We start from the raw sequence: 18,231 nt of genomic DNA on the forward strand, positions 1-18,231 counted from the left end.
TTTTATATTTCTTATCATATAAGAAAGAGGAAACATGGAAAAAGAAAGTGTGAAGGATGAAAAAAAGGGTGGAGACATTCTTTTTGACATCCGTCATCTGACCCATACCTTTGAAACGGAAGAAGGAAAGAAGTTTGATGCCCTTTCCGATGTGACCGCTACGATCAGGAAGGGCTCTTTTACTGCCATTATCGGGACCAATGGCAGCGGAAAGTCTACATTGGCCCGCCATCTCAATGCACTCCTGATTCCGACGGACGGGGAGATTTATGTGGAAGGCATGAAAACCTCTGATTTCTCCCATATCTGGGATATTCGTCAGAAGGTGGGCATGGTATTTCAAAATCCGGATAATCAGCTGGTAGCAGCCATTGTAGAGGAAGATGTAGCTTTTGGCCCGGAAAATCTGGGTATAGCGCCGGAAGAAATCAGGAAACGGGTGGATGTTGCTCTGGAAAAGGTCGGAATGACCGCCTATCGTACCCATTCACCGGCCATGCTTTCCGGCGGGCAGAAGCAGCGGGTGGCTATTGCAGGCATCCTGGCCATGCATCCTGACTGCATTGTGCTGGATGAACCGACAGCCATGCTGGATCCTCACGGACGGAAAGAAGTGATGGATACGGTGCATGAGCTGAATGAAAAGGAAGGCATTACCATTGTACTGATTACCCATTTCATGGAAGAAGCCGTTACAGCAGACCATGTGATGGTCATCGACAAGGGGCACCTGAAGATGGAAGGAACGGCCAGAGAGGTCTTTTCCCAGGCGGAAAAACTGACGGCCCTGGGGCTGGATGTACCGGTGGCGGCAGATCTGGCCTATGAACTCAGGAAAAAAGGATTGACTGTTCCCGAAGATTGTTTGACAGATGAGGAGCTGGGAGAGGCGTTATGTCCATATGTGTCGAAAATGTAAGCTGTGTGTACAGTAAAGGTTCTCCCTTTCAGAAGGTGGCACTGGAAAATATCAATCTGACGATTGAGCCGGGAGAATTTATCGGAATTATCGGACATACAGGCAGCGGCAAATCTACTCTGATTCAGCACTTAAACGGATTGATTCATCCCACCACCGGGAAAGTCACCATAGACGGCGTGGATCTGGCAGCCAAGACAAAGGAAGCGGTGGCCAAGCGCCATTCCGTGGGCATGGTTTTCCAGTATCCGGAGCACCAGCTCTTTGAGGAAACGGTGGCCAAGGATATTGCCTTTGGCCCGAAGAATCTGGGCTGTGATGAAGAGGAAACGGAAAAAAGAGTAAAGAGTGCCATGAAGTTTGCAGGACTCGACTATGACACCTTTGGCGGGCGTTCGCCTTTCCGTCTTTCCGGCGGCCAGCAGAGGCGTGTGGCCATTGCCGGCGTGATTGCCATGCATCCGGATTTCCTGATTCTGGATGAACCTTCTGCAGGACTCGATCCCATCGGCAGAAGAGAAATCTTTTCCCGTATCCAGAGCTGGTATAAAAAAGGCGTCTTTTCTGTTATTCTTGTGTCCCATAATATGGATGACATTGCCCGTCTGGCTACCCGCCTTCTTGTGATGCATAAGGGACATCTGGTCATGGACGGCAAGCCCATGGATATTTTCCTCCATCATCGGAAGGAACTGCAGGAATGCGGAGTGGATGCACCGCCTTTGACGCAGACACTGCTTTATTTGAAGGAAAAGGGAATTCCCGTGCCGGAAGATGCCAAGACGGTGGAAGAAGCGGCAGACAGAATGTATACTATGCTGGGAGGTAGGAAATCATGTTAACAGATATCACCCTCGGCCAGTATTATCCCGGAGATTCCTTCCTTCATCGGATGGACCCCAGAGCAAAAATCCTGTGCACCATGATTTTCATCGTGGCTATTTTCCTTGCCAACAATCTTTGGTCTTACATTCTGGTGGCAGCTTTTACATTTCTGGCTATTGCCCTGTCCGGCGTACCGGCTTCTCTGATCTGGAAAGCCATCAAACCGCTGTGGATCATCCTTGTTTTTACCATGGGCATCCATGTGCTTACGACACCGGGAACGGAGCTTTTTACCTGGAAGTTTATTCATATCAGCGAGGAAGGCATACGGAACGGCCTTGTAATGACACTCCGCCTGGTATTCCTCATTGCCTTTTCTTCGCTTCTGACCTATACAACCAGTCCGATTGTCCTGACCGACGGCATTGAAGCACTGCTCATGCCCTTCAAACGGTTCGGCGTGCCGGCTCATGAACTGGCTATGATGATGACCATAGCTCTCCGTTTCATTCCGACCCTTCTGGAAGAAACCGACCGCATTATGAAGGCTCAGTCCTCCAGGGGAGCAGACTTTGTCAACGGAAATCTCTGGCAGCGGGCGAAAAACATGGTGCCCCTGCTGGTGCCCCTTTTCATTTCCGCCTTCCGCCGGGCCGATGATCTGGCCACTGCCATGGAAGCACGCTGCTACCGCGGCGGCGAGGGAAGAACGAAAATGCATCAGCTGGTATATACCTGGAGAGATCGGAATGCGTTCCTTTCTGTCATTCTGGTAACCGCTGCTCTTCTTGTACTGTACATTTATTTCAAATAAAAGGAAAGGAAGCCGGGGCGTGCACCCCGGCTTTTTGAAAGCTATGAAAAATATATGGATTACCGTTTCCTATGAAGGAAGCAGGTACGGCGGATTCCAGCGGCAGGAAAACCGCATGACTGTGCAGGAAATGCTGGAGGACTGCCTTTTTCAGCTGACCGGCACAAAAACCACTCTGTATTTTGTGGCAAGGACCGATGCAGGGGTGCATGCCTATGGGCAGGAATGCACGTTTTATACGGATTCAACCATTCCCGGCAGCCGTTTTATCTACGCCATGAACGCGAAACTTCCCTATGACATCCGGATTACCGCCAGCCGTGAGGTGGATATGGAATTTTCCGTGCGGAGAAGAAATTACGGAAAAACCTATGGCTATCTTCTTACAGAAGGAAGGGAAACCTCTCCTTTCCTCAAAAGATATATCTGGCGCACCGGGAAAAAGCTGGATCTGGCTCTCATGGAAAAAGCGGCCCATGTGCTGGAAGGGCGGCATGATTTTACATCCTTCCGCGGCAATAATTCGGTGCCCTCGGATCCGGTAAGAAAAATCAATGAAATCCGCATCAAAAAGGAAGGTCCCCTGTATCGGATTTATGTAACGGGGGAAGGATTTCTCTATCATATGGTACGGAATATTGCAGGTGCCCTGGTGGACGCAGGCACCGGCCTCCTGTCGCCGGAGACTATCGAAGACATCCTGACTGCCAGAGACAGGAGAAAGCTGGGCATGACGGCACCGGCAGAAGGACTCTGCCTTCTTCGGGTGTATTTTAATCCCATTACGAAAGAGGATGTGGATGAGACTTTGGATATGCCCCTCTATCCCTGGTGCGGGAAATAGAAGCCGGATGGCACTTGAAGGGCATTAAATCCTTTTGGAAGACCTTGAGCCGCAAAGCGGCTCTTTTTTATTGAACACCTGCTGCTGAACGGTTCAATCATTTTATTCAGCTGTTCCAATCGGTAAGAAAATCATATATAATAGAGCTGAGAACCATAAGAGCTGAGAACCATAAAACAGCACAGAAATCAGCAGGGGGAAGGAACATGGCGGCAGTGAAGAAAGAACAGATTGAAAAGGCGGCCCGCCGGCTTTTCAAGGAAAAGGGGTATCATGATACGTCCCTGAGGGATATCAGCCGGCAGGCCGGAGTAAGCGTATCATGCATATCCTATTATTTTGGTACGAAGGAAGAACTGTATGAACTGCTTTTCCCCGAAGAAGAAAAGGAGAAAGCGCCGGATAAAAAGGAACAGATTGAAAATGCGGCCATCCGTCTGTTTGCCCTGAAGGGGTATTCCGATGTTTCCATCAGAGATATAGGAAAGGAAGCGGGGGTGAACAGTGCGGCCATTTCCTACTATTTTGGCGGCAAGAAAGAGCTTTATGCCGCTATTCTGGAAAAAGGATCCGCCCTTCTGGTGGATTTCGTGGACATGGCAGCTGACGGGACACATACGCCCATGGAAATCATGGAAATGTATTCCCGCTTTTTCTTCCGCCTGATGAAGGAACATCCCTATATTCTCCGCATTTTTTCTTGGGAAATGATTCATCCTACCGATGTATTTGCATCCATCGGGAAGGAAAGATTTGCCATGGTACTGGTAGTACTGCGGGCCGCACTGACGGAAGGAATGGAAGAAGGCACGTTCCGCAGGAATCTGAAGCCCACGGAAGTCTGTATTTCCTGGGCAGGCATGGTGGCCTACTACTATCTGATGAACGAAATCAAGAAAAGGTTTGCGGTGAAGGAAGAAATTTCAGAGGCTTCTTACATGGAGCAGGCCTTTGATGTGCTTATGAATGGCATTAAGAGGAAAAAATAAGCCCCTGCCTGCGGGACAGACTGCTTTTTGTAATCTATGAAAACAGCTATAAATGTTATAAAAGATATATATAAATAAAAATAATAGCCCACAGGGAATTAAAAATATGCAATATGAATAAAAAAGTATAGGAAAAGCGAATTTCTGTCTTGATGTTGAGGGGGGCAGCGTATAAAATAAAAAAGTAGTTCTTTTCTCCGGACCGGATCCCTGAAAGGGCGTCTGATCCGGAGTTTTTGTCAGATTTGGGAGTTTCATATGGCAGAACAAAATCAGGAAATGCATGAGAACCTTGAAAGAGGACTGAAAAACCGCCACATCCAGCTGATCGGGCTGGGCGGCGCCATCGGGGTCGGTCTTTTTCTGGGATCCGCCACAGCCATCGAGCTGGCCGGGCCTTCAGTGCTTCTGACCTACATTATCGGCGGCATTGCTATTTATTTCATCATGCGGGCGCTGGGGGAGCTGTCCGTAGCGTACCCTGTATCCGGTGCATTCAGTGCCCATGCGGCCCGCTTTCTGGGACCGAAATGGGGCTATCTGACCGGCTGGACATACTGGTATATGTGGATGGTCACCTGTATGGCGGAGCTGACGGCGGTGGGGATTTATATGAATTTCTGGTATCCCGACCTGCCCCAGTGGGTATCGGCCCTCTGTGCGCTCCTGCTGATGACGGTGGTCAATTTCATTGCCGTATCGGCTTACGGGGAATTTGAATTCTGGTTTGCTCTGATTAAAATCTGCACCATCATCTTCATGATTATCGGCGGTGCAGGCATGATTCTCTTCGGCATCGGCAATGGCTTCGAACCGGTAGGCATCACCAATCTCTGGACTAACGGCGGGTTCTTCCCCCATGGCATCGGCGGCACCCTCATGGCACTGGTCATGGTTATGTATTCCTATCTGGGCATTGAAATCATCGGCGTTACTGCCGGGGAAGCCCATGATCCGAAATCCACCATCAAAAAAGCTATTGATGAAGTGTTCTGGCGTATCCTGATTTTCTATGTTCTTTCTCTTGGAGTTATCATGGCCATTTATCCCTGGAATGAAATCGGCCATATGGGAAGCCCCTTTGTTATCACCTTCCAGAAGCTGGGTATTGCCGGCGCTGCTGACATTATCAACATCGTGGTGATTACAGCTGTGCTGTCCTCCTGCAACAGCGGTATCTTCAGTTCCGGACGCATGCTTTACAACCTTTCCCTCCAGGGAAATGCACCTCACTGCTTCCAGCTGCTGAACCGGCACCGCCTTCCCTGGGTGGGGATTCTCTTCTCTGCCGGCGTCCTTCTCTTCTCTGTCCTGATGAATTACATTATGCCGTCCCAGATATTTGTCTATGTGACCAGCGTAGGCTCCTTCGGTGCGCTCTTTACCTGGTTCGTCATTCTCCGGACTCAGCAGAAGTTCCGTGCTTCCCTTTCGCAGGAAGAGAAGAAGCTTCTTACCTACAAAATGCCTTTTGCTCCCTGGTCCGGATACCTGACCATGCTTTTCCTGGCAGGCGTAGTTGTTGCTTCTGCCTTCAGGGATGATACCCGGGTGGCTCTGTATGTGACGCCGGTATGGTTTGCTATCCTTCTGATCGGCTATTACTTCATTGATAAGAAGAAGGGCAGACATGAACGCAGATCCGGCGGTTTGAAAGAAGAACCGGAAGCTTCTGAAAATCTGGCTCCCGCTCCTTCCGTGGAAGGACGGATAAAATAATTCCCAATGAAAAGCAGCTCCTGCAGGGGCTGCTTATTATTTGGAACTGGGCGCCTTTCTTGGGCCAGGAGGAAAATAGGAATGGTTCTTATATATGGATTAGAAAATTTGATTGATATTGAAAAGAAGAATCCAAGTTGGTTATAATAGGACGGTAGTTAATTAGATATGTGGCAAACCAGGCGAAAGCCTGCGACGCAAAACTAAAGGGCCTGTAAAATGGCAGCCAGCTGCACCGGAAGGTATTTCGGATTTTAAGCGCAGCGGCTGCTGCGCTTTTGTTTTGCCTTTTTGTGGATTGGAAGCTTGTTATGGAAGATTTTACTTTTAAGCCGGATTTGGATATGAATGTGCCTGCAGCCTATGCGGTGTTTCAAATTATCCTTAACGACAGTAAGAAAAAGGCAGACGACGCCTTATATGTATATGCCAATAAGGCCTACTGTGAAATGGTGGGACGGGACAAGTCGGAGCTCATCGGCAGAAACTTTCGCTCTGTTTATGATAATGCAGATGCGAAATGGTTTGACTACTGCTATGAGGCAGCTTTTGAAGGAAAACGGATACGGGACCGCATGTACAGCCGGGAAGTGGGCCACTGGCTGGAATTTGTAGTGGAGCCGGCGGGTGATGGACTGGCAGCCTTTATCTTCATGAATGTGGACATGGATCATGCTGAGCGAATGAGTCTGCGCCGTTCCAGCACCACTGATGATGTTATTATCCGTCTGGCCAAGATTCTGAACGGCGGGGAAAGCTATGAAAGATCCGTGCAGCATGTACTGGAAGAACTGGGCGAAGTCATTCATCCGGACCGCCTTTATGTACTGGAAACGGACGGCCGGCAGGTAAGCAATACTTTTGAATGGTGCCGGGAAGGGGTGGAGCCGGAAATCGAAACCCTGCAGAACCTTCCCTATGATGCCTATATCGGAGGATGGGAGAAGTTTCTGATTCATAACTCCAGCGTGGTGCTTGAAGACATCGGGGTGCTGGAACAGGATGACCCTGTGGACTATGAAAACCTGAAACGGCAGAATATCCGGTCCATTATTGAAGCGCCGATTTATGACGGAGGAAACCTGATCGGATATATCGGCGCCGATAACTATGAAATCAGTGATGCTGTCAATACCCAGAAAATTCTGGAGGCGGTATCCTACTTCCTGGGGGCCAGCATGGTGAACCAGCGGCTCCTTCAGAAACTGAACTACATGAGCCGGCGGGATATGCTTACAGGAGTCCAGAACAGAAACGGGCTCATGGAAAAGCTGGAAGAGCTGGAGCAGCAGCCTTTTTCTACGGGCGTTGTGTTTGGCGATGTAAACGGACTGAAGAAGGAAAATGATGAAAATGGCCATGTGGCAGGCGACAGACTTCTTCGCCGGGCGGCTGCAGCCATGCGGGATTTCTGGGGAGATGACTGCGTATACCGCGCCGGCGGCGATGAGTTCGTGGCCCTTGTGCCGAATATATGCGAATGCACCTTCTACAGAAAATTTCAGGAATTTTATGACATGATGAAAGGGAAGGCGGATATATCCGTAGCCTACGGCGCAGAATGGGCAGCCGACGGAAAATCCCTGCTGGCTGCATTCGGCCGGGCCGACAGGAAAATGTATGAGGATAAAAAGACCTTTTACCTTCAAAGTGCCGGAGAAGAGTACTGACTGACAGTAAGGCGGAAAGAACGGCATATAGCGCTGCCTGACGGATCGGGGGTCTTTCCGCAGAGCCCTTGGATTTTTCTAATAGAACGCCCCTTGACAAGACGGGGACTCATTGACTACAATGGACACATATCAAAGGTGCTGATGGAAAAAAGTACTGATTTCACAAGTCTGACAGAGAGCCGGCACAGGGTGGAAACCGGCGGCGGAGAAATGAGGAAGTTCGTTCCTGAACTGCACGGCTGAAAGCAAAGTAGGCTGTGACGGCTGACCTGCGTTAGAGGGTTTAGAGTTGATCTGATGAAGATAAATTGGGTGGTACCACGGATAATCCGTCCCTTGGGTACCACCCTTTTGTGTTTTGATTCAGGTAAACAGGGTGGTACCGCGATGTGTCCCGTCGTCCCTTGCTTAGTTCCGATTCTAAGCAGGGGACTTTTGATTTCAGGAAAAGGAAGAGCGGAGGATGCGCTTTTCCTAAAGCATGGGAGGATGGAAAGAATGAACGCATGGAAAATGGCCGGCGCAGCCGTGCTGGCAGCAGGGCTTCTTCTGGGAGGCGCAGGCAGCGCCTGGGCAGCTCATCTGGAGGATATTGCAGCCCGCGGCACGATCCGGGTAGGGACTACGGGGGACTACCGCCCCATGTCCTATAAGGACAGCAGCGGAAAGTATGAAGGCTTTGATGTGGAACTGGCAGAAAAACTGGCAGATTCCCTTCATGTGAAGGTAGAATATGTGCCCACTACCTGGAAGACCCTTTCCCGGGATACAGCAGATGGAAAATTTGACTTGGCCCTCTGCGGGATTACAAGAACCTTTGACAGGGAAAGAACCCTGGCCATGTCTGACGGATACCTGCTCTTCGGGAAAACGATTCTGTGCCGGAAGGGAGAGGAAGGGAAATATCAGTCCCTGGCTGACCTGGATCGTCCGGAAGTCAGGGTCATGGTAAATCCAGGCGGAACAAATGAAAAGTTTGCCAAAGCCCGCCTGCCTCACGCAACACTCCTCATTCACGAGCAGAATGCGGAAATTCCGGAACTGATCGCAGAAGGAAAGGCAGATGTCATGATTACGGAAACCATGGAAGCCCGCCGCTACGTCCGCATGAATGACAAGCTGGCAGCGCCGCTGGTGGACAAGCCGTTTACCAGAAGCCGCTTTGGCGCACTCATGGCTAAAGGGGATCAGGATTTTCTGAATTATGTCAATTTCTTCCTGGCGGAAATGGAAACGAATGGAACCATGGATCAGCTGGAAGATACATATATCAAATAAAAAATAAGGCAGTATAGGAATCTGGGAGGAAATAATGATGAAGACATGGATGAAAATGAGCATGGCCGCAGTTCTTGCGGCAGCAGCACTGGTATACGGGGGATGCGGACAGAGCCAGCCGAAGGCGGGGGCATCCTCTGCTTCCGGAAAAACGGTTATCGGCGTGGTGCAGATTGTACAGCACGGCTCTCTGGACCAGGCAAATAAAGGCTTTGTGGATGGGCTGAAGGAAAGGGGCTATGGCGAGGACAAGGTTACCTTTGACCAGCAGAATGCCCAGGGCGATCAGTCCAACCTGAAAACCATTGCATCCCGGTTTAAATCGGAAAAACCGAAACTCATCTGTGCCATTGCCACACCGGCCGCCCAGGCGGTAGCCAATGAAATCAAGGACATCCCCATTGTAGGGACCGCTATTACGGACTATACCACTGCCAAGCTGGTCAAGAATGATGAACAGCCCGGCGGCAATGTGACCGGCGTCAGCGATCTGGCTTCCATTGATGCCCAGATGGATCTGGGCCGTGCGCTGGTACCGAATGCCAAGACCATAGGCCTCATTTATTCATCCAGCGAAGTGAACAGTGAAGTACAGGCCAACATGATGAAGGACTACTGCAAAAAGAATAACCTGGCGGTAGAGGAACGCACCGTGAACAGCGTGAACGATATTCAGCAGGTAGCGGAATCGCTGGCAGGCAAGGTGGACTTCATCTATGTTCCTACCGATAATACCCTGGCTTCCTCCATTCCTACGCTGATGAAGATCACGGATGCCAATAAGATTCCAGTCATTGTAGGGGCCGATATTATGGCCAAGGACGGCGCTCTGGCCGCTTTGTCGGTGGACTATTACAAACTGGGCGTCCAGACCGGCCAGATGGCCGCAGATATTCTGGACGGCAAAATCAAGCCGGAAACGGCAGCTATCCAGCATCAGAAAGAATATACCATTGTGATTAACAAGAAGGATGCGGAAATTCTTGGAATTAAGATTCCTGAAGAAATCGCAAAGAAAGCACAGATGGTGTAATAAGGCATACAGTAAGATCTGTTCTATTTGAAAAGCAGCAGGGCTTTCCCTGCTGCTTTTTGAGTGCAGCTTTTCTGCACCGGCAGGACTGCAGAGGGGCGGAAAGCCAAATTTTCCTGTTTTTTCCTCTAAATAACTGTGATATAATAATCATTAGGTATATCCCTTTGTTATTGATTAGGGAAATATGCTGAAATTACTGCAAAGAAGGCGGGGCTATGTCAGAAATCAAAGAAAGATTAGCCCATGTAATGGACCGGATAGAGGCGGCTGAGAAAAGGTCTCCCTATGGGCAGAAAGTGACGCTTGTGGCGGTGACGAAGTTCCATCCTCTCGAGGACATGGAAGAGGCCATTCATCTGGGAGTGACCCAGGTGGGAGAAAACCGGGTCCAGGAAATGGAAGAGAAGTTCAAAGCCCTGAAACTTCCGGTTATCTGGAACCTGCAGGGACATCTGCAAAAGAATAAAGTAAAAAAAGCGGTAGCCATGGCTGATCTTATCCAGTCTGTGGATTCGCTGGACATTATGAAGGAAATCGACCGGCGGGCCGGGGAAATAGATAAAGTGCAGGACATCCTTCTGGAATTCAATATTTCCGGAGAGGAAAGCAAGCACGGTCTGGCACCGGAAGAAATGAAAGAAGCAGTAGAGCTGGCAGCGGAGCTGCCTCATATCCGTGTAAAAGGCCTGATGTGCATGGCTCCTGCTTATGAGGATGTGGAGAAAACCCGTCCTGTATTCAGGAAAGCCTACGGTATGTGGACTGCGATGAAGAAAGATTTTCCCGAAGGACAGATTTCCATTCTGTCCATGGGAATGACCCATGATTTTGAAATTGCGATTGAAGAAGGGGCCAATATGGTACGCATAGGCACTGCCATTTTTGGTGAGAGACACTATCAGTGAGAGGAGAAAGAAGCATGAGTTTGCTCGATAAATTTAAGGATCAGTTTGTAGACCGGGACGAGGATGAAAGAGAAGAAGACCTGGGAGAGGAAGAAGCACCGGTCAATCCGTCCGCTCCGGTACCGCCCCGTCCGTCTGCCGTCAGTCCGGCCCGGGGAATTGGCCGCAGTGCCCAGCCCCGTCAGGCTGCAAAACCCTACACCATGGTGGTGGTGAATCCGAAGAGCTACGGTGATGCGGAAAAGATCGGTGATCATCTGAAAGCCATGCGTCCGGTGGTCATGAACATGGAAAAGACCGATGCGGATGAAGCACAGCGTATTGTCGATTTTGTACAGGGCATCATGTATGCGCTGGACGGCAGGATCGACCAGATTTCTGAAAGCATTTATCTCTGCGCGCCAAATAATATGAGCGTATCCCGTGAAAATTTTGCTGCCTATCAGGATCCGCAGCAGGCACCGGCAGCACCCCAGTGGAACGCCCAGACACCTCAGGGACCTGAGGCTCCGCAGGGCTGATGTCTTTTCTTTCCCAAGGAGTGAACTGGCTGAAAAGCCAGTTCGAGGAAGCTCCTGAAGAAGACAGCTTTGAAGAGCAGGAACGGGATGAAGGGGAAGATATTCCGGCGGCAGGCGCGCTGCCGGCAAGGAGTATCCGTCCTCAGGAAGTGGATATCCTCGTTCCCGGTTCCTACGGGGATGCCCGTCATGCTGTGGATGCTCTGGCAAGGGGCATGACAGTCATGGTTGTTTTGAATGATAATGTAGATGATGAGGTGGCCAGCCGTTTTGTGGATTTCATGAGCGGCGCCGTATATATGGCCCATGGAGATGTTATGCTTCTCAATGATGACGTACTCATCTGCGTTCCATCAACGGTGGATCTCCATGAGGATCGGCTGGCATTTGTATCAGGCATTCCTACCTGGAAAGGACCGGACAGATGAAGAAAATCCTGATTTTCGGCTGCGGGGCTATGGGAGGAGCCATCCTCTCCGGCTGCCTGGCTAAAGGGCTGTGGTCAAAAGATGAAATATATGTGAAAGAGCATTCCGAGGAAGCCTCCCGCGAAAAGGCTTCCCTCTACGGCGTTCATGCTTCCATGGACGGCAGGGAGGCGGAAGATGCGGATATGGTTATCCTGGCGGTGAAGCCGAATGTGGTACCCGGAGTGCTGAAAGAAATATCCCGGTATCATCCATCCCGGGTTCTTTCTATTGCTGCCGCGGTTACCCTGGATACGCTGGAAGGGGCACTGCCCGCCGGTACGGAAGTTATCCGGGTTATGCCCAATACGCCTGCTTCTGTAGGAGAAGGCATGGCAGCCATTGCACCGGGGAAGAAGGCGTCCCCCGCTTTTATAAAGGAAGCGGAAGCTGTTTTTTCCGCCCTGGGCAGGGAAGCAGTGGTCACGGAAAGACAGCTGGACGAACTGGGAGCTCTTTCGGGCGCCGGTCCGGGATATGCCTTCGTGATTATCGATGCTCTTGCTGATGCGGGAGTCCTTATCGGGCTTCCCAGAAAGCTGGCCATTGAAGCAGCAGCCCAGACTCTGTATGGGGCAGCCAAGATGGTGCTGGAAACAGGAAAACATCCGGCAGAACTCCGGGATCAGGTAACAAGTCCCGGCGGTACCACGATTGCCGGCATTCATGCCATGGAAAGAGACGGCATCCGCGCGGCCCTGATGGACGGCGTCAAGGCGTGCCTTGAAAAATCCGATGCCATGGCTGGAAAATAAAAGAGTAAATAAAGGGGCAGGAGAAACGGAATCATGGAATTCTGTTTCTCCTGCTCCTGTCAGTGCCGGGGAAATACTGATTCCTTTATGGGAGTATTCCAGATATAAATCATAGGGAAAGGATAATCCATGATGGATGAATCAGCCTTTCCCCGGAGACAGGAAAGAGGATGGAATGAAGGATAGAGAAAAGATACTTCGTTATTTTGCGGCTTCCGGAGAAGAGTCCAAAGACATGGCCATGCGGCTTCTGGATTTGGCGGACTCCGTGGACCGGGGACGTCCCTTTGCAGTGGGTCCCTTTATGGCCCCATTTGCGCGGCAGATCGGACAAACCATTGCGGCCCATATGAAAACCGTGAAATCCTCCGCCTTTGGCGGCTATCATGAAGCGGAAAGGGTGCGTATAGCCTTTTCCCGGGAAGACTATGACGGGCCCGTGGACTTTGGAGAAAGCCTGCTTTCCGTGACCTGGGATGGGAGATACCGTCTGGTAGGCCACCGGGATGTGCTTGGATCCCTCATGGGACTGGGCATTGATCGTTCCGTGCTGGGAGATATCCTGATGCAGGGAGCCGGCTGCCAGGTCGTGGTAGACAGCGCCATGAAAGAATGGCTTATGGATAATTTCAGGAAAGTAGCCATGGTGCCTGTGAAAGTGGAAGAGATTCCCCTTTCCGACATTGAGCCGCCCAAGCAGACAGCCAAGGAAGTGCGGGCTACCGTGGCTTCCCTCCGTCTGGATGCGGTAGGAGCCGCTGGCTTTGGCATTTCCCGCTCCAAAATGGTACAGGCTGTGGAAGATGAAAGAACAGAAGTGAACTGGCAGCCCGCCAAAAGCGCGTCCCAGACGGTGAAAGCGGGAGACATTATCAGCATCCGCGGAAGAGGACGCATTGAAATCAAGGAAGAGACAGGCATGAGCCGTAAAGGGCGTACAGGCCTGCTCATATACAGGTATAAATAGAGCGGAGCTTTTTCCTGCTTATGCTGGGGCACTGCCCTCTCGTATGAAAGGACGCCTGCACAGGAAAAACAGGAAACGCCCCTGTATTTCATCATTTAAATACATATCTCAAAGGAGACAGTCAGCATGATTACACCAATGGACATACACAACAAAACATTTTCCCGCCAGATCCGCGGCTATGCACAGGATGAAGTAAATACATTCCTGGAAGAACTGGCCAAGGACTATGAACGGATTTACCGGGAACACCGCGAGATGGAAGAAGAAATGGATACCATCCGTACCAAGCTCCGCAACTATGAAAAAATGGAGGAAACCATGTCCAATACCCTGGTCATGGCACAGGAAACCGCAGACAATGTGAAGAAAAACGCTCATAAGGAAGCAGAGCTGTCTATCCGGGAAGCACAGAATGAAGCTCATAAAATCGTGGCTGATGCAGAGGCTGCCCGCCGCAAGATGAATGCAGATCTGCTGAAGACGGAAGGCGATATGAACCTTTATATCGAAAAACTGCTTTCCAACTTCAAGTCTGCCCTTTCCCTCATTGAATCCGCTAAAGCTGTACAGGCTCCGCAGCCGGTAGAAAACGGCATGCCGAAGAAAACGGAAGAAGTAAAGGAAGAAGCTGCAGAAACTGAGGAAGAAGCCGCTGCTCCCGCACCGCAGGATGAAGAAAAAGAAGCGGCACCGGCAGAAGCCGAACAGGCAGAGGCTCCTGCAGGCGGCAATCTTTTTGAAGAAGCGGCTGCTACAGCAGCCGGAGAAGAACCGGCAGAAGAAGAAAATGCCGGAGAAGAGAAAGAAAACAGGGAATAAGCCTATGGAAGAAAAAAACTGCGTCACTGAGTGGGCCAATGAAAATCTGGGGCTCACCCTGAAGATTTCAAAGATGGTCCATGAAGAGCAGACTCCCTTCCAGCATATTCAGATTGCCGATACCCTGGAGTACGGCAGGCTTCTGATTCTGGACGGTGTGTTTCAGACATCCGTCAAGGATGAATGGACCTATCATGAAATGATTTCCCACGTACCGCTCATGCTCCATCCCCATCCGGAACGGGTGCTCATTATCGGCGGCGGCGATGGCGGCGTAGCCAGAGAAGTATGCCGGCATGACTGTGTCACCCGGGTGGATCTCTGTGATATTGACGGCAGGGTTATCGAGCTTTCCAAGGAGTATTTCCCTACTATTTCCACTGTGCTTCGGAATCCACCGGAAAAGCTTCACGTCCATGTGGGGGACGGCATTGCCTTTGCCAAAAACGTGAAGGATTACTATGATGTCATTATCATTGACTGCTCTGACCCCATCGGGCCGGGGGAAGGACTCTTCACAAGAGATTTCTACCAGAGCGCCTTTGCGGCCCTCCGGAAAGACGGGCTCATCGTACAGCAGACGGAATCCCCCATTGTGCAGGAGAAGACCGTACATGATGTATTTGAAGCCATGAGGGATGTTTTCCCCATTGTGCGCATGTATTATTCCCATGTGCCTATCTATCCGGCCTGCATGCATTCTTTCATGCTGGCTTCCAAGGTATATGATCCGCTGACGGCGGAACCGAGGAAAGACCCGCCGGAGCCGATGAAATACTATAACAGCCATATCCAGAAAAGCTGCTTTGTCCTGCCCAATTTCATCAAAGAACTGCTTTACAAGGGGCATTTTTCCTTTTAGGAAAGATCATGTTTAACTTGGAAAGCACTGATTGATTTCCGTTTCAATATAAAGTTCCGTCTTACAGGCATAAAAAACCGCTGCGGAGAATTTTGATTTCTCTGCAGCGGTCTTTTTAAAAGAATATAAAAAGCACCGGGAAATAGGCTGTCTATTTATCGGTGCTTTTATTATGCTGTATTTCATCACTCAGAAATGGAATCTTTGGAATGGTTCAGTACCTGGCCAGCCAGCTCCAGCCAGAGTGCTTCATTTTCTTCCATATACTGAATCAGACGATTGGCTTCCCTGGTCTCCAGCCCCATGGATTTCAGGATGCAGAACATGACCTTCTTGCGGATTTCCGCATAATCCAGCTTCTGGGAGAAATCGAAGGAAATGACGTAGGATGATACGGTTCCTTCTGCCATGAGGATAGCCGTGGACAGCCTGGAATTGCGCGGGTGTCTTCTGGCATTCCATACTTCTTCTGCCAGCGTGGAATGACGTTTGATCACGCTTTCCATAAGGAAAGGCGATGTATGAAATGCGAACATCAGCTCCCGGGCAATGGGGTTCTTTTCTACGCAGTAAAGTTCCATGGCTAACAGGCCTACCAGTTTGTTTTCTGCAGGCTGGCCGGCCAGGGCTTTGTCAACGCGTACCTTGGCATCAGAAAGAAATTCATCGACTAAAGCGGAAAACAGGTGCTCTTTGTCTTCGAAAATATTATAGATACTGCCGGAGGTGATTCCGGAATCCTGTACAATCTGTCGGATTGTTGTCGTCTTGTATCCCTGGGTGAGGAACAGGTTTTCAGCAGTTCTGAGAATCTGATTCCTGATCCCTTTCATATGGACTGCCCTTTTTTCGGACATAGTAATATATACCTCACTTTTCCCCTAATAAAAATACGTATATACATACATAATACATACCTAAAATGCCCCTGACTTAATTTATTATAAAAGACATTCCACCCTATTGTCAAACACAAAATACTTTTACGATTGACGGGAGAATGGGAAAATAAATTTTTCAATGAGAAAAAGGCAGGATTCATGGGAAAAAATGGAAGCTTACAGGAAATAATGCTTTTTCAAGCAGTCGAATATTTTTTAAACAGAGATAATGACAAAAATTTTTCTTCCCATAATTGAGAGAAGAAATTCCGGCGGGGCGGATAAGTTCTCATTTTCCCAAAAGGAAAGGAGCAGGACTTAGGGGAATCCTGCTCCTTCGTCTTCTCTCCGGCGGAGGAAAACCGGGCCTTCTTCCGGAAGTGATGAAAACAGACCGGGAGGAGCAGCGGATTCCTTTGGGGCAGAAACCGCCGTAAGAGAATACCTTTGGAATGTAAAAACATTCCTGTCCTAAAAGCTAAAAGATAGATTTTAGAACGTATTTAATTGTACCCCTGATGCAAGAAAAAAGTCAATGGGAAATTGTAAAAATGAGGAAGAATTTGTTGAATTTTATAGAAACAGAATGCAAAAATGAAGAAAGCATGGGCTAAATCGGTATTTATCTTTCTGCCCAGCTTCAAAAACATGCGTGGCAGGTATAACAGGCCAAAAAAAGAGATCATTTATCGCTTTTCTGCCGTGAGTTTCCGCCATCAGACAGATCTATGGCGCCGTGCAGGGAAACACGGCACCATGGGCTGTTTATCTCATTTCTGCATTTTGTTCAAGGCTGGGAAATCAACTGTTTATAAAAATCAGGACATTCTAAGGTTTCTATAAGGACGCATGGAATAAAATGCATAAGAAATCGAATTCTATGATTGCGTCTGCACATTCTTCTGCAGAAAGAAGATACAGACAATCATCGGCGGCAGGCAGCCTGTCGCTGTCATTTACTGATGGTATTTTCTGGATGCTCCATAGGCAGCCAGTCCCAGTGCTGCTGCGCTGATGGCTGCGGCGGTAAGCTTCCCGTAGGGAATGGAGGAAAGGTGCAGCTTCTTTCGGGCTGCATCCAGCGGAGTCACCGGCTTTGTGGTCTCTACTGCCAGGGCACCCAGACGGCTGTGGATGGTAACGTCACGGAAGCCTGCTTCTTCCAGAAGCTCTTTCAGATCATTTTTACTGTATACCTTCATGCCGGGAATCAGTTTTTCATAAATCCGGTGAAGAGGACTGCCCCCTTTGGAATGAAGGATGAGAAAACGGCCGCCCGGCTTCAGCACGCGGAGGATTTCCTTCAGGCAGGCAGCGGGATCCTTCCAGAAATAAAAGGTTTCTTCCGCCAGGATAAAGTCGAAGTGCTGATTCGGGAAAGGAAGCACATCAGCCGAGCCTTCGCAGACGGAACAGCGACCTTCCTGAATGGCCTTTTCATTCAGCCGGTAGGCGTAATCTACCGCCCGGAAGGACGAATCTATGCCTGATACATGGCCTTTGGGCGCCTTTTTCTGCAGCCGCTCCAGGTTAATGCCGCCTCCGCAGCCGATGTCAAGGATTTCCGCATCCTCGGCTATGGAAACGAGAGACAGACCCCAGAGGGAGAGCGGAGTATTCCACAGATTCATGGCGTTGAGCAGGTATCCCTCCGTTTTAGGACTGAGGTGGATAGGAAAAGGATTCTTAACTTGTACTTTCATTTTTGCAGCCTCCTTTGTCATATGTTTCATCTCCTTCCTTATTATAGCTGAAATCAGTACAGGGAGATAGGGCTGATGAGGGAGCGGGACAGGCGTAAGAAGCGCTTTTTCCCGGTGCGGGAACTTTTGGATGGGAGGGCCTGTTCGTCTTTTTTCTTCATTTTTTGCAATTTTTTGTATATTCTGCATAAAGTAAAAAGAAATTTTATTTTTTTCAGAATACAGAAATATACGGTAAATACAGGATAAAA

The 18,231-nt window shown here is 49.6% G+C and carries 20 protein-coding genes, 1 riboswitch and 1 other annotated feature; of the genes, 18 read left to right on the forward strand and 2 right to left on the reverse strand.

Annotated elements, in window-relative coordinates; translation table 11 throughout:
- Nucleotides 1–34: 34 nt before the first annotated feature.
- The 16 genes from ACI4N7_RS00790 (at nucleotide 35) to speE (ending at nucleotide 15,396) form a co-directional block, all read left to right on the forward strand.
- On the forward strand, nucleotides 35–919 hold the full coding sequence (locus tag ACI4N7_RS00790; protein WP_439731465.1) for an energy-coupling factor transporter ATPase: 885 nt from the start codon (nucleotides 35–37) through the stop codon (nucleotides 917–919).
- A complete protein-coding gene (locus ACI4N7_RS00795; RefSeq protein ID WP_439731466.1) occupies nucleotides 895–1,761 on the forward strand; it encodes an energy-coupling factor transporter ATPase in 867 nt (288 codons plus the stop codon). Before ACI4N7_RS00790 ends, ACI4N7_RS00795 begins: the two co-directional genes overlap by 25 nt.
- Nucleotides 1,755–2,558, forward strand: a complete 804-nt coding sequence (locus tag ACI4N7_RS00800; RefSeq protein ID WP_439731467.1) for an energy-coupling factor transporter transmembrane component T family protein — start codon at nucleotides 1,755–1,757, stop codon at nucleotides 2,556–2,558. Before ACI4N7_RS00795 ends, ACI4N7_RS00800 begins: the two co-directional genes overlap by 7 nt.
- 43 nt (nucleotides 2,559–2,601) lie before the next feature.
- Nucleotides 2,602–3,402, forward strand: coding sequence for a tRNA pseudouridine(38-40) synthase TruA (truA, locus tag ACI4N7_RS00805; protein WP_439731468.1), 801 nt, complete (start codon nucleotides 2,602–2,604; stop codon nucleotides 3,400–3,402).
- A gap of 206 nt (nucleotides 3,403–3,608) precedes the next feature.
- A complete protein-coding gene (locus tag ACI4N7_RS00810) occupies nucleotides 3,609–4,391 on the forward strand; it encodes a TetR family transcriptional regulator (protein ID WP_439731469.1) in 783 nt (260 codons plus the stop codon).
- A gap of 258 nt (nucleotides 4,392–4,649) precedes the next feature.
- Nucleotides 4,650–6,110: an amino acid permease gene (locus ACI4N7_RS00815; protein WP_439731470.1), complete on the forward strand. Its 1,461-nt coding sequence runs from the start codon at nucleotides 4,650–4,652 to the stop codon at nucleotides 6,108–6,110.
- 162 nt (nucleotides 6,111–6,272) lie between these two features.
- Nucleotides 6,273–6,348: riboswitch (cyclic di-GMP riboswitch) on the forward strand.
- Nucleotides 6,349–6,421: 73 nt separating this feature from the next.
- Complete coding sequence (locus tag ACI4N7_RS00820; RefSeq protein WP_439731471.1) at nucleotides 6,422–7,780, forward strand: diguanylate cyclase domain-containing protein; 1,359 nt, start codon at nucleotides 6,422–6,424, stop codon at nucleotides 7,778–7,780.
- 132 nt (nucleotides 7,781–7,912) lie between these two features.
- Nucleotides 7,913–8,123, forward strand: a binding site (T-box leader).
- A 158-nt stretch (nucleotides 8,124–8,281) separates the two neighbouring features.
- Nucleotides 8,282–9,061 carry a transporter substrate-binding domain-containing protein gene (locus tag ACI4N7_RS00825; protein ID WP_439731472.1) on the forward strand — a complete coding sequence of 260 codons (780 nt, stop codon included), beginning with the start codon at nucleotides 8,282–8,284 and terminating at the stop codon, nucleotides 9,059–9,061.
- A 37-nt stretch (nucleotides 9,062–9,098) separates the two neighbouring features.
- Nucleotides 9,099–10,094, forward strand: a complete 996-nt coding sequence (locus ACI4N7_RS00830) for an ABC transporter substrate binding protein (RefSeq protein WP_439731503.1) — start codon at nucleotides 9,099–9,101, stop codon at nucleotides 10,092–10,094.
- 218 nt (nucleotides 10,095–10,312) lie between these two features.
- Nucleotides 10,313–11,002 carry a YggS family pyridoxal phosphate-dependent enzyme gene (locus ACI4N7_RS00835; protein WP_439731473.1) on the forward strand — a complete coding sequence of 230 codons (690 nt, stop codon included), beginning with the start codon at nucleotides 10,313–10,315 and terminating at the stop codon, nucleotides 11,000–11,002.
- A 14-nt stretch (nucleotides 11,003–11,016) separates the two neighbouring features.
- On the forward strand, nucleotides 11,017–11,523 hold the full coding sequence (locus tag ACI4N7_RS00840) for a cell division protein SepF (protein ID WP_439731474.1): 507 nt from the start codon (nucleotides 11,017–11,019) through the stop codon (nucleotides 11,521–11,523).
- A 20-nt stretch (nucleotides 11,524–11,543) separates the two neighbouring features.
- A complete protein-coding gene (sepF, locus tag ACI4N7_RS00845; protein ID WP_439731475.1) occupies nucleotides 11,544–11,951 on the forward strand; it encodes a cell division protein SepF in 408 nt (135 codons plus the stop codon).
- The gene (gene proC, locus ACI4N7_RS00850) at nucleotides 11,948–12,745 is read left to right on the forward strand and encodes a pyrroline-5-carboxylate reductase (RefSeq protein WP_439731476.1); all 798 of its coding nucleotides are present in this window, start codon (nucleotides 11,948–11,950) and stop codon (nucleotides 12,743–12,745) included. The genes sepF and proC overlap by 4 nt, the downstream gene beginning before the upstream one ends.
- Before the next feature lie 175 nt (nucleotides 12,746–12,920).
- Nucleotides 12,921–13,712: an RNA-binding protein gene (locus tag ACI4N7_RS00855; protein ID WP_439731477.1), complete on the forward strand. Its 792-nt coding sequence runs from the start codon at nucleotides 12,921–12,923 to the stop codon at nucleotides 13,710–13,712.
- 126 nt (nucleotides 13,713–13,838) lie between these two features.
- Nucleotides 13,839–14,534, forward strand: coding sequence for a DivIVA domain-containing protein (locus ACI4N7_RS00860; protein ID WP_439731478.1), 696 nt, complete (start codon nucleotides 13,839–13,841; stop codon nucleotides 14,532–14,534).
- 4 nt (nucleotides 14,535–14,538) lie between these two features.
- Nucleotides 14,539–15,396, forward strand: coding sequence for a polyamine aminopropyltransferase (gene speE, locus ACI4N7_RS00865; RefSeq protein ID WP_439731504.1), 858 nt, complete (start codon nucleotides 14,539–14,541; stop codon nucleotides 15,394–15,396).
- A 185-nt stretch (nucleotides 15,397–15,581) separates the two neighbouring features.
- On the opposite strand, the gene ACI4N7_RS00870 is transcribed toward speE, so the two are convergent.
- Nucleotides 15,582–16,229: a TetR/AcrR family transcriptional regulator gene (locus tag ACI4N7_RS00870; RefSeq protein WP_439731479.1), complete on the reverse strand. Its 648-nt coding sequence runs from the start codon at nucleotides 16,227–16,229 to the stop codon at nucleotides 15,582–15,584.
- 302 nt (nucleotides 16,230–16,531) lie between these two features.
- Between ACI4N7_RS00870 and ACI4N7_RS00875 the strand changes: the two genes are divergently transcribed.
- The gene (locus tag ACI4N7_RS00875; protein WP_439731480.1) at nucleotides 16,532–16,714 is read left to right on the forward strand and encodes a hypothetical protein; all 183 of its coding nucleotides are present in this window, start codon (nucleotides 16,532–16,534) and stop codon (nucleotides 16,712–16,714) included.
- 157 nt (nucleotides 16,715–16,871) lie between these two features.
- Nucleotides 16,872–17,120, forward strand: coding sequence for a hypothetical protein (locus ACI4N7_RS00880; protein WP_439731481.1), 249 nt, complete (start codon nucleotides 16,872–16,874; stop codon nucleotides 17,118–17,120).
- A 113-nt stretch (nucleotides 17,121–17,233) separates the two neighbouring features.
- Here ACI4N7_RS00880 and ACI4N7_RS00885 read toward each other — a convergent pair whose 3' ends face one another.
- Entirely contained in the window at nucleotides 17,234–17,980 is a 747-nt protein-coding gene (locus ACI4N7_RS00885) for a class I SAM-dependent methyltransferase (protein ID WP_439731482.1), read from the reverse strand.
- Nucleotides 17,981–18,231: the final 251 nt, after the last annotated feature.

The organism is Dialister sp., from assembly GCF_051885895.1.
Lineage (GTDB): Bacteria > Bacillota > Negativicutes > Veillonellales > Dialisteraceae > Dialister.

Bases quoted from the DNA above. Each gene is read 5' to 3' on its own strand.
- ACI4N7_RS00790 (WP_439731465.1), top strand. From the start codon at position 35: ATGGAAAAAGAAAGTGTGAAGGATGAAAAAAAGGGTGGAGACATTCTT.
- ACI4N7_RS00795 (WP_439731466.1), top strand. From the start codon at position 895: ATGTCCATATGTGTCGAAAATGTAAGCTGTGTGTACAGTAAAGGTTCT.
- ACI4N7_RS00800 (WP_439731467.1), top strand. From the start codon at position 1,755: ATGTTAACAGATATCACCCTCGGCCAGTATTATCCCGGAGATTCCTTC.
- truA (WP_439731468.1), top strand. From the start codon at position 2,602: ATGAAAAATATATGGATTACCGTTTCCTATGAAGGAAGCAGGTACGGC.
- ACI4N7_RS00810 (WP_439731469.1), top strand. From the start codon at position 3,609: ATGGCGGCAGTGAAGAAAGAACAGATTGAAAAGGCGGCCCGCCGGCTT.
- ACI4N7_RS00815 (WP_439731470.1), top strand. From the start codon at position 4,650: ATGGCAGAACAAAATCAGGAAATGCATGAGAACCTTGAAAGAGGACTG.
- ACI4N7_RS00820 (WP_439731471.1), top strand. From the start codon at position 6,422: ATGGAAGATTTTACTTTTAAGCCGGATTTGGATATGAATGTGCCTGCA.
- ACI4N7_RS00825 (WP_439731472.1), top strand. From the start codon at position 8,282: ATGAACGCATGGAAAATGGCCGGCGCAGCCGTGCTGGCAGCAGGGCTT.
- ACI4N7_RS00830 (WP_439731503.1), top strand. From the start codon at position 9,099: ATGAAGACATGGATGAAAATGAGCATGGCCGCAGTTCTTGCGGCAGCA.
- ACI4N7_RS00835 (WP_439731473.1), top strand. From the start codon at position 10,313: ATGTCAGAAATCAAAGAAAGATTAGCCCATGTAATGGACCGGATAGAG.
- ACI4N7_RS00840 (WP_439731474.1), top strand. From the start codon at position 11,017: ATGAGTTTGCTCGATAAATTTAAGGATCAGTTTGTAGACCGGGACGAG.
- proC (WP_439731476.1), top strand. From the start codon at position 11,948: ATGAAGAAAATCCTGATTTTCGGCTGCGGGGCTATGGGAGGAGCCATC.
- ACI4N7_RS00855 (WP_439731477.1), top strand. From the start codon at position 12,921: ATGAAGGATAGAGAAAAGATACTTCGTTATTTTGCGGCTTCCGGAGAA.
- ACI4N7_RS00860 (WP_439731478.1), top strand. From the start codon at position 13,839: ATGATTACACCAATGGACATACACAACAAAACATTTTCCCGCCAGATC.
- speE (WP_439731504.1), top strand. From the start codon at position 14,539: ATGGAAGAAAAAAACTGCGTCACTGAGTGGGCCAATGAAAATCTGGGG.
- ACI4N7_RS00870 (WP_439731479.1), bottom strand. From the start codon at position 16,229: ATGAAAGGGATCAGGAATCAGATTCTCAGAACTGCTGAAAACCTGTTC.
- ACI4N7_RS00880 (WP_439731481.1), top strand. From the start codon at position 16,872: ATGAAGAAAGCATGGGCTAAATCGGTATTTATCTTTCTGCCCAGCTTC.
- ACI4N7_RS00885 (WP_439731482.1), bottom strand. From the start codon at position 17,980: ATGAAAGTACAAGTTAAGAATCCTTTTCCTATCCACCTCAGTCCTAAA.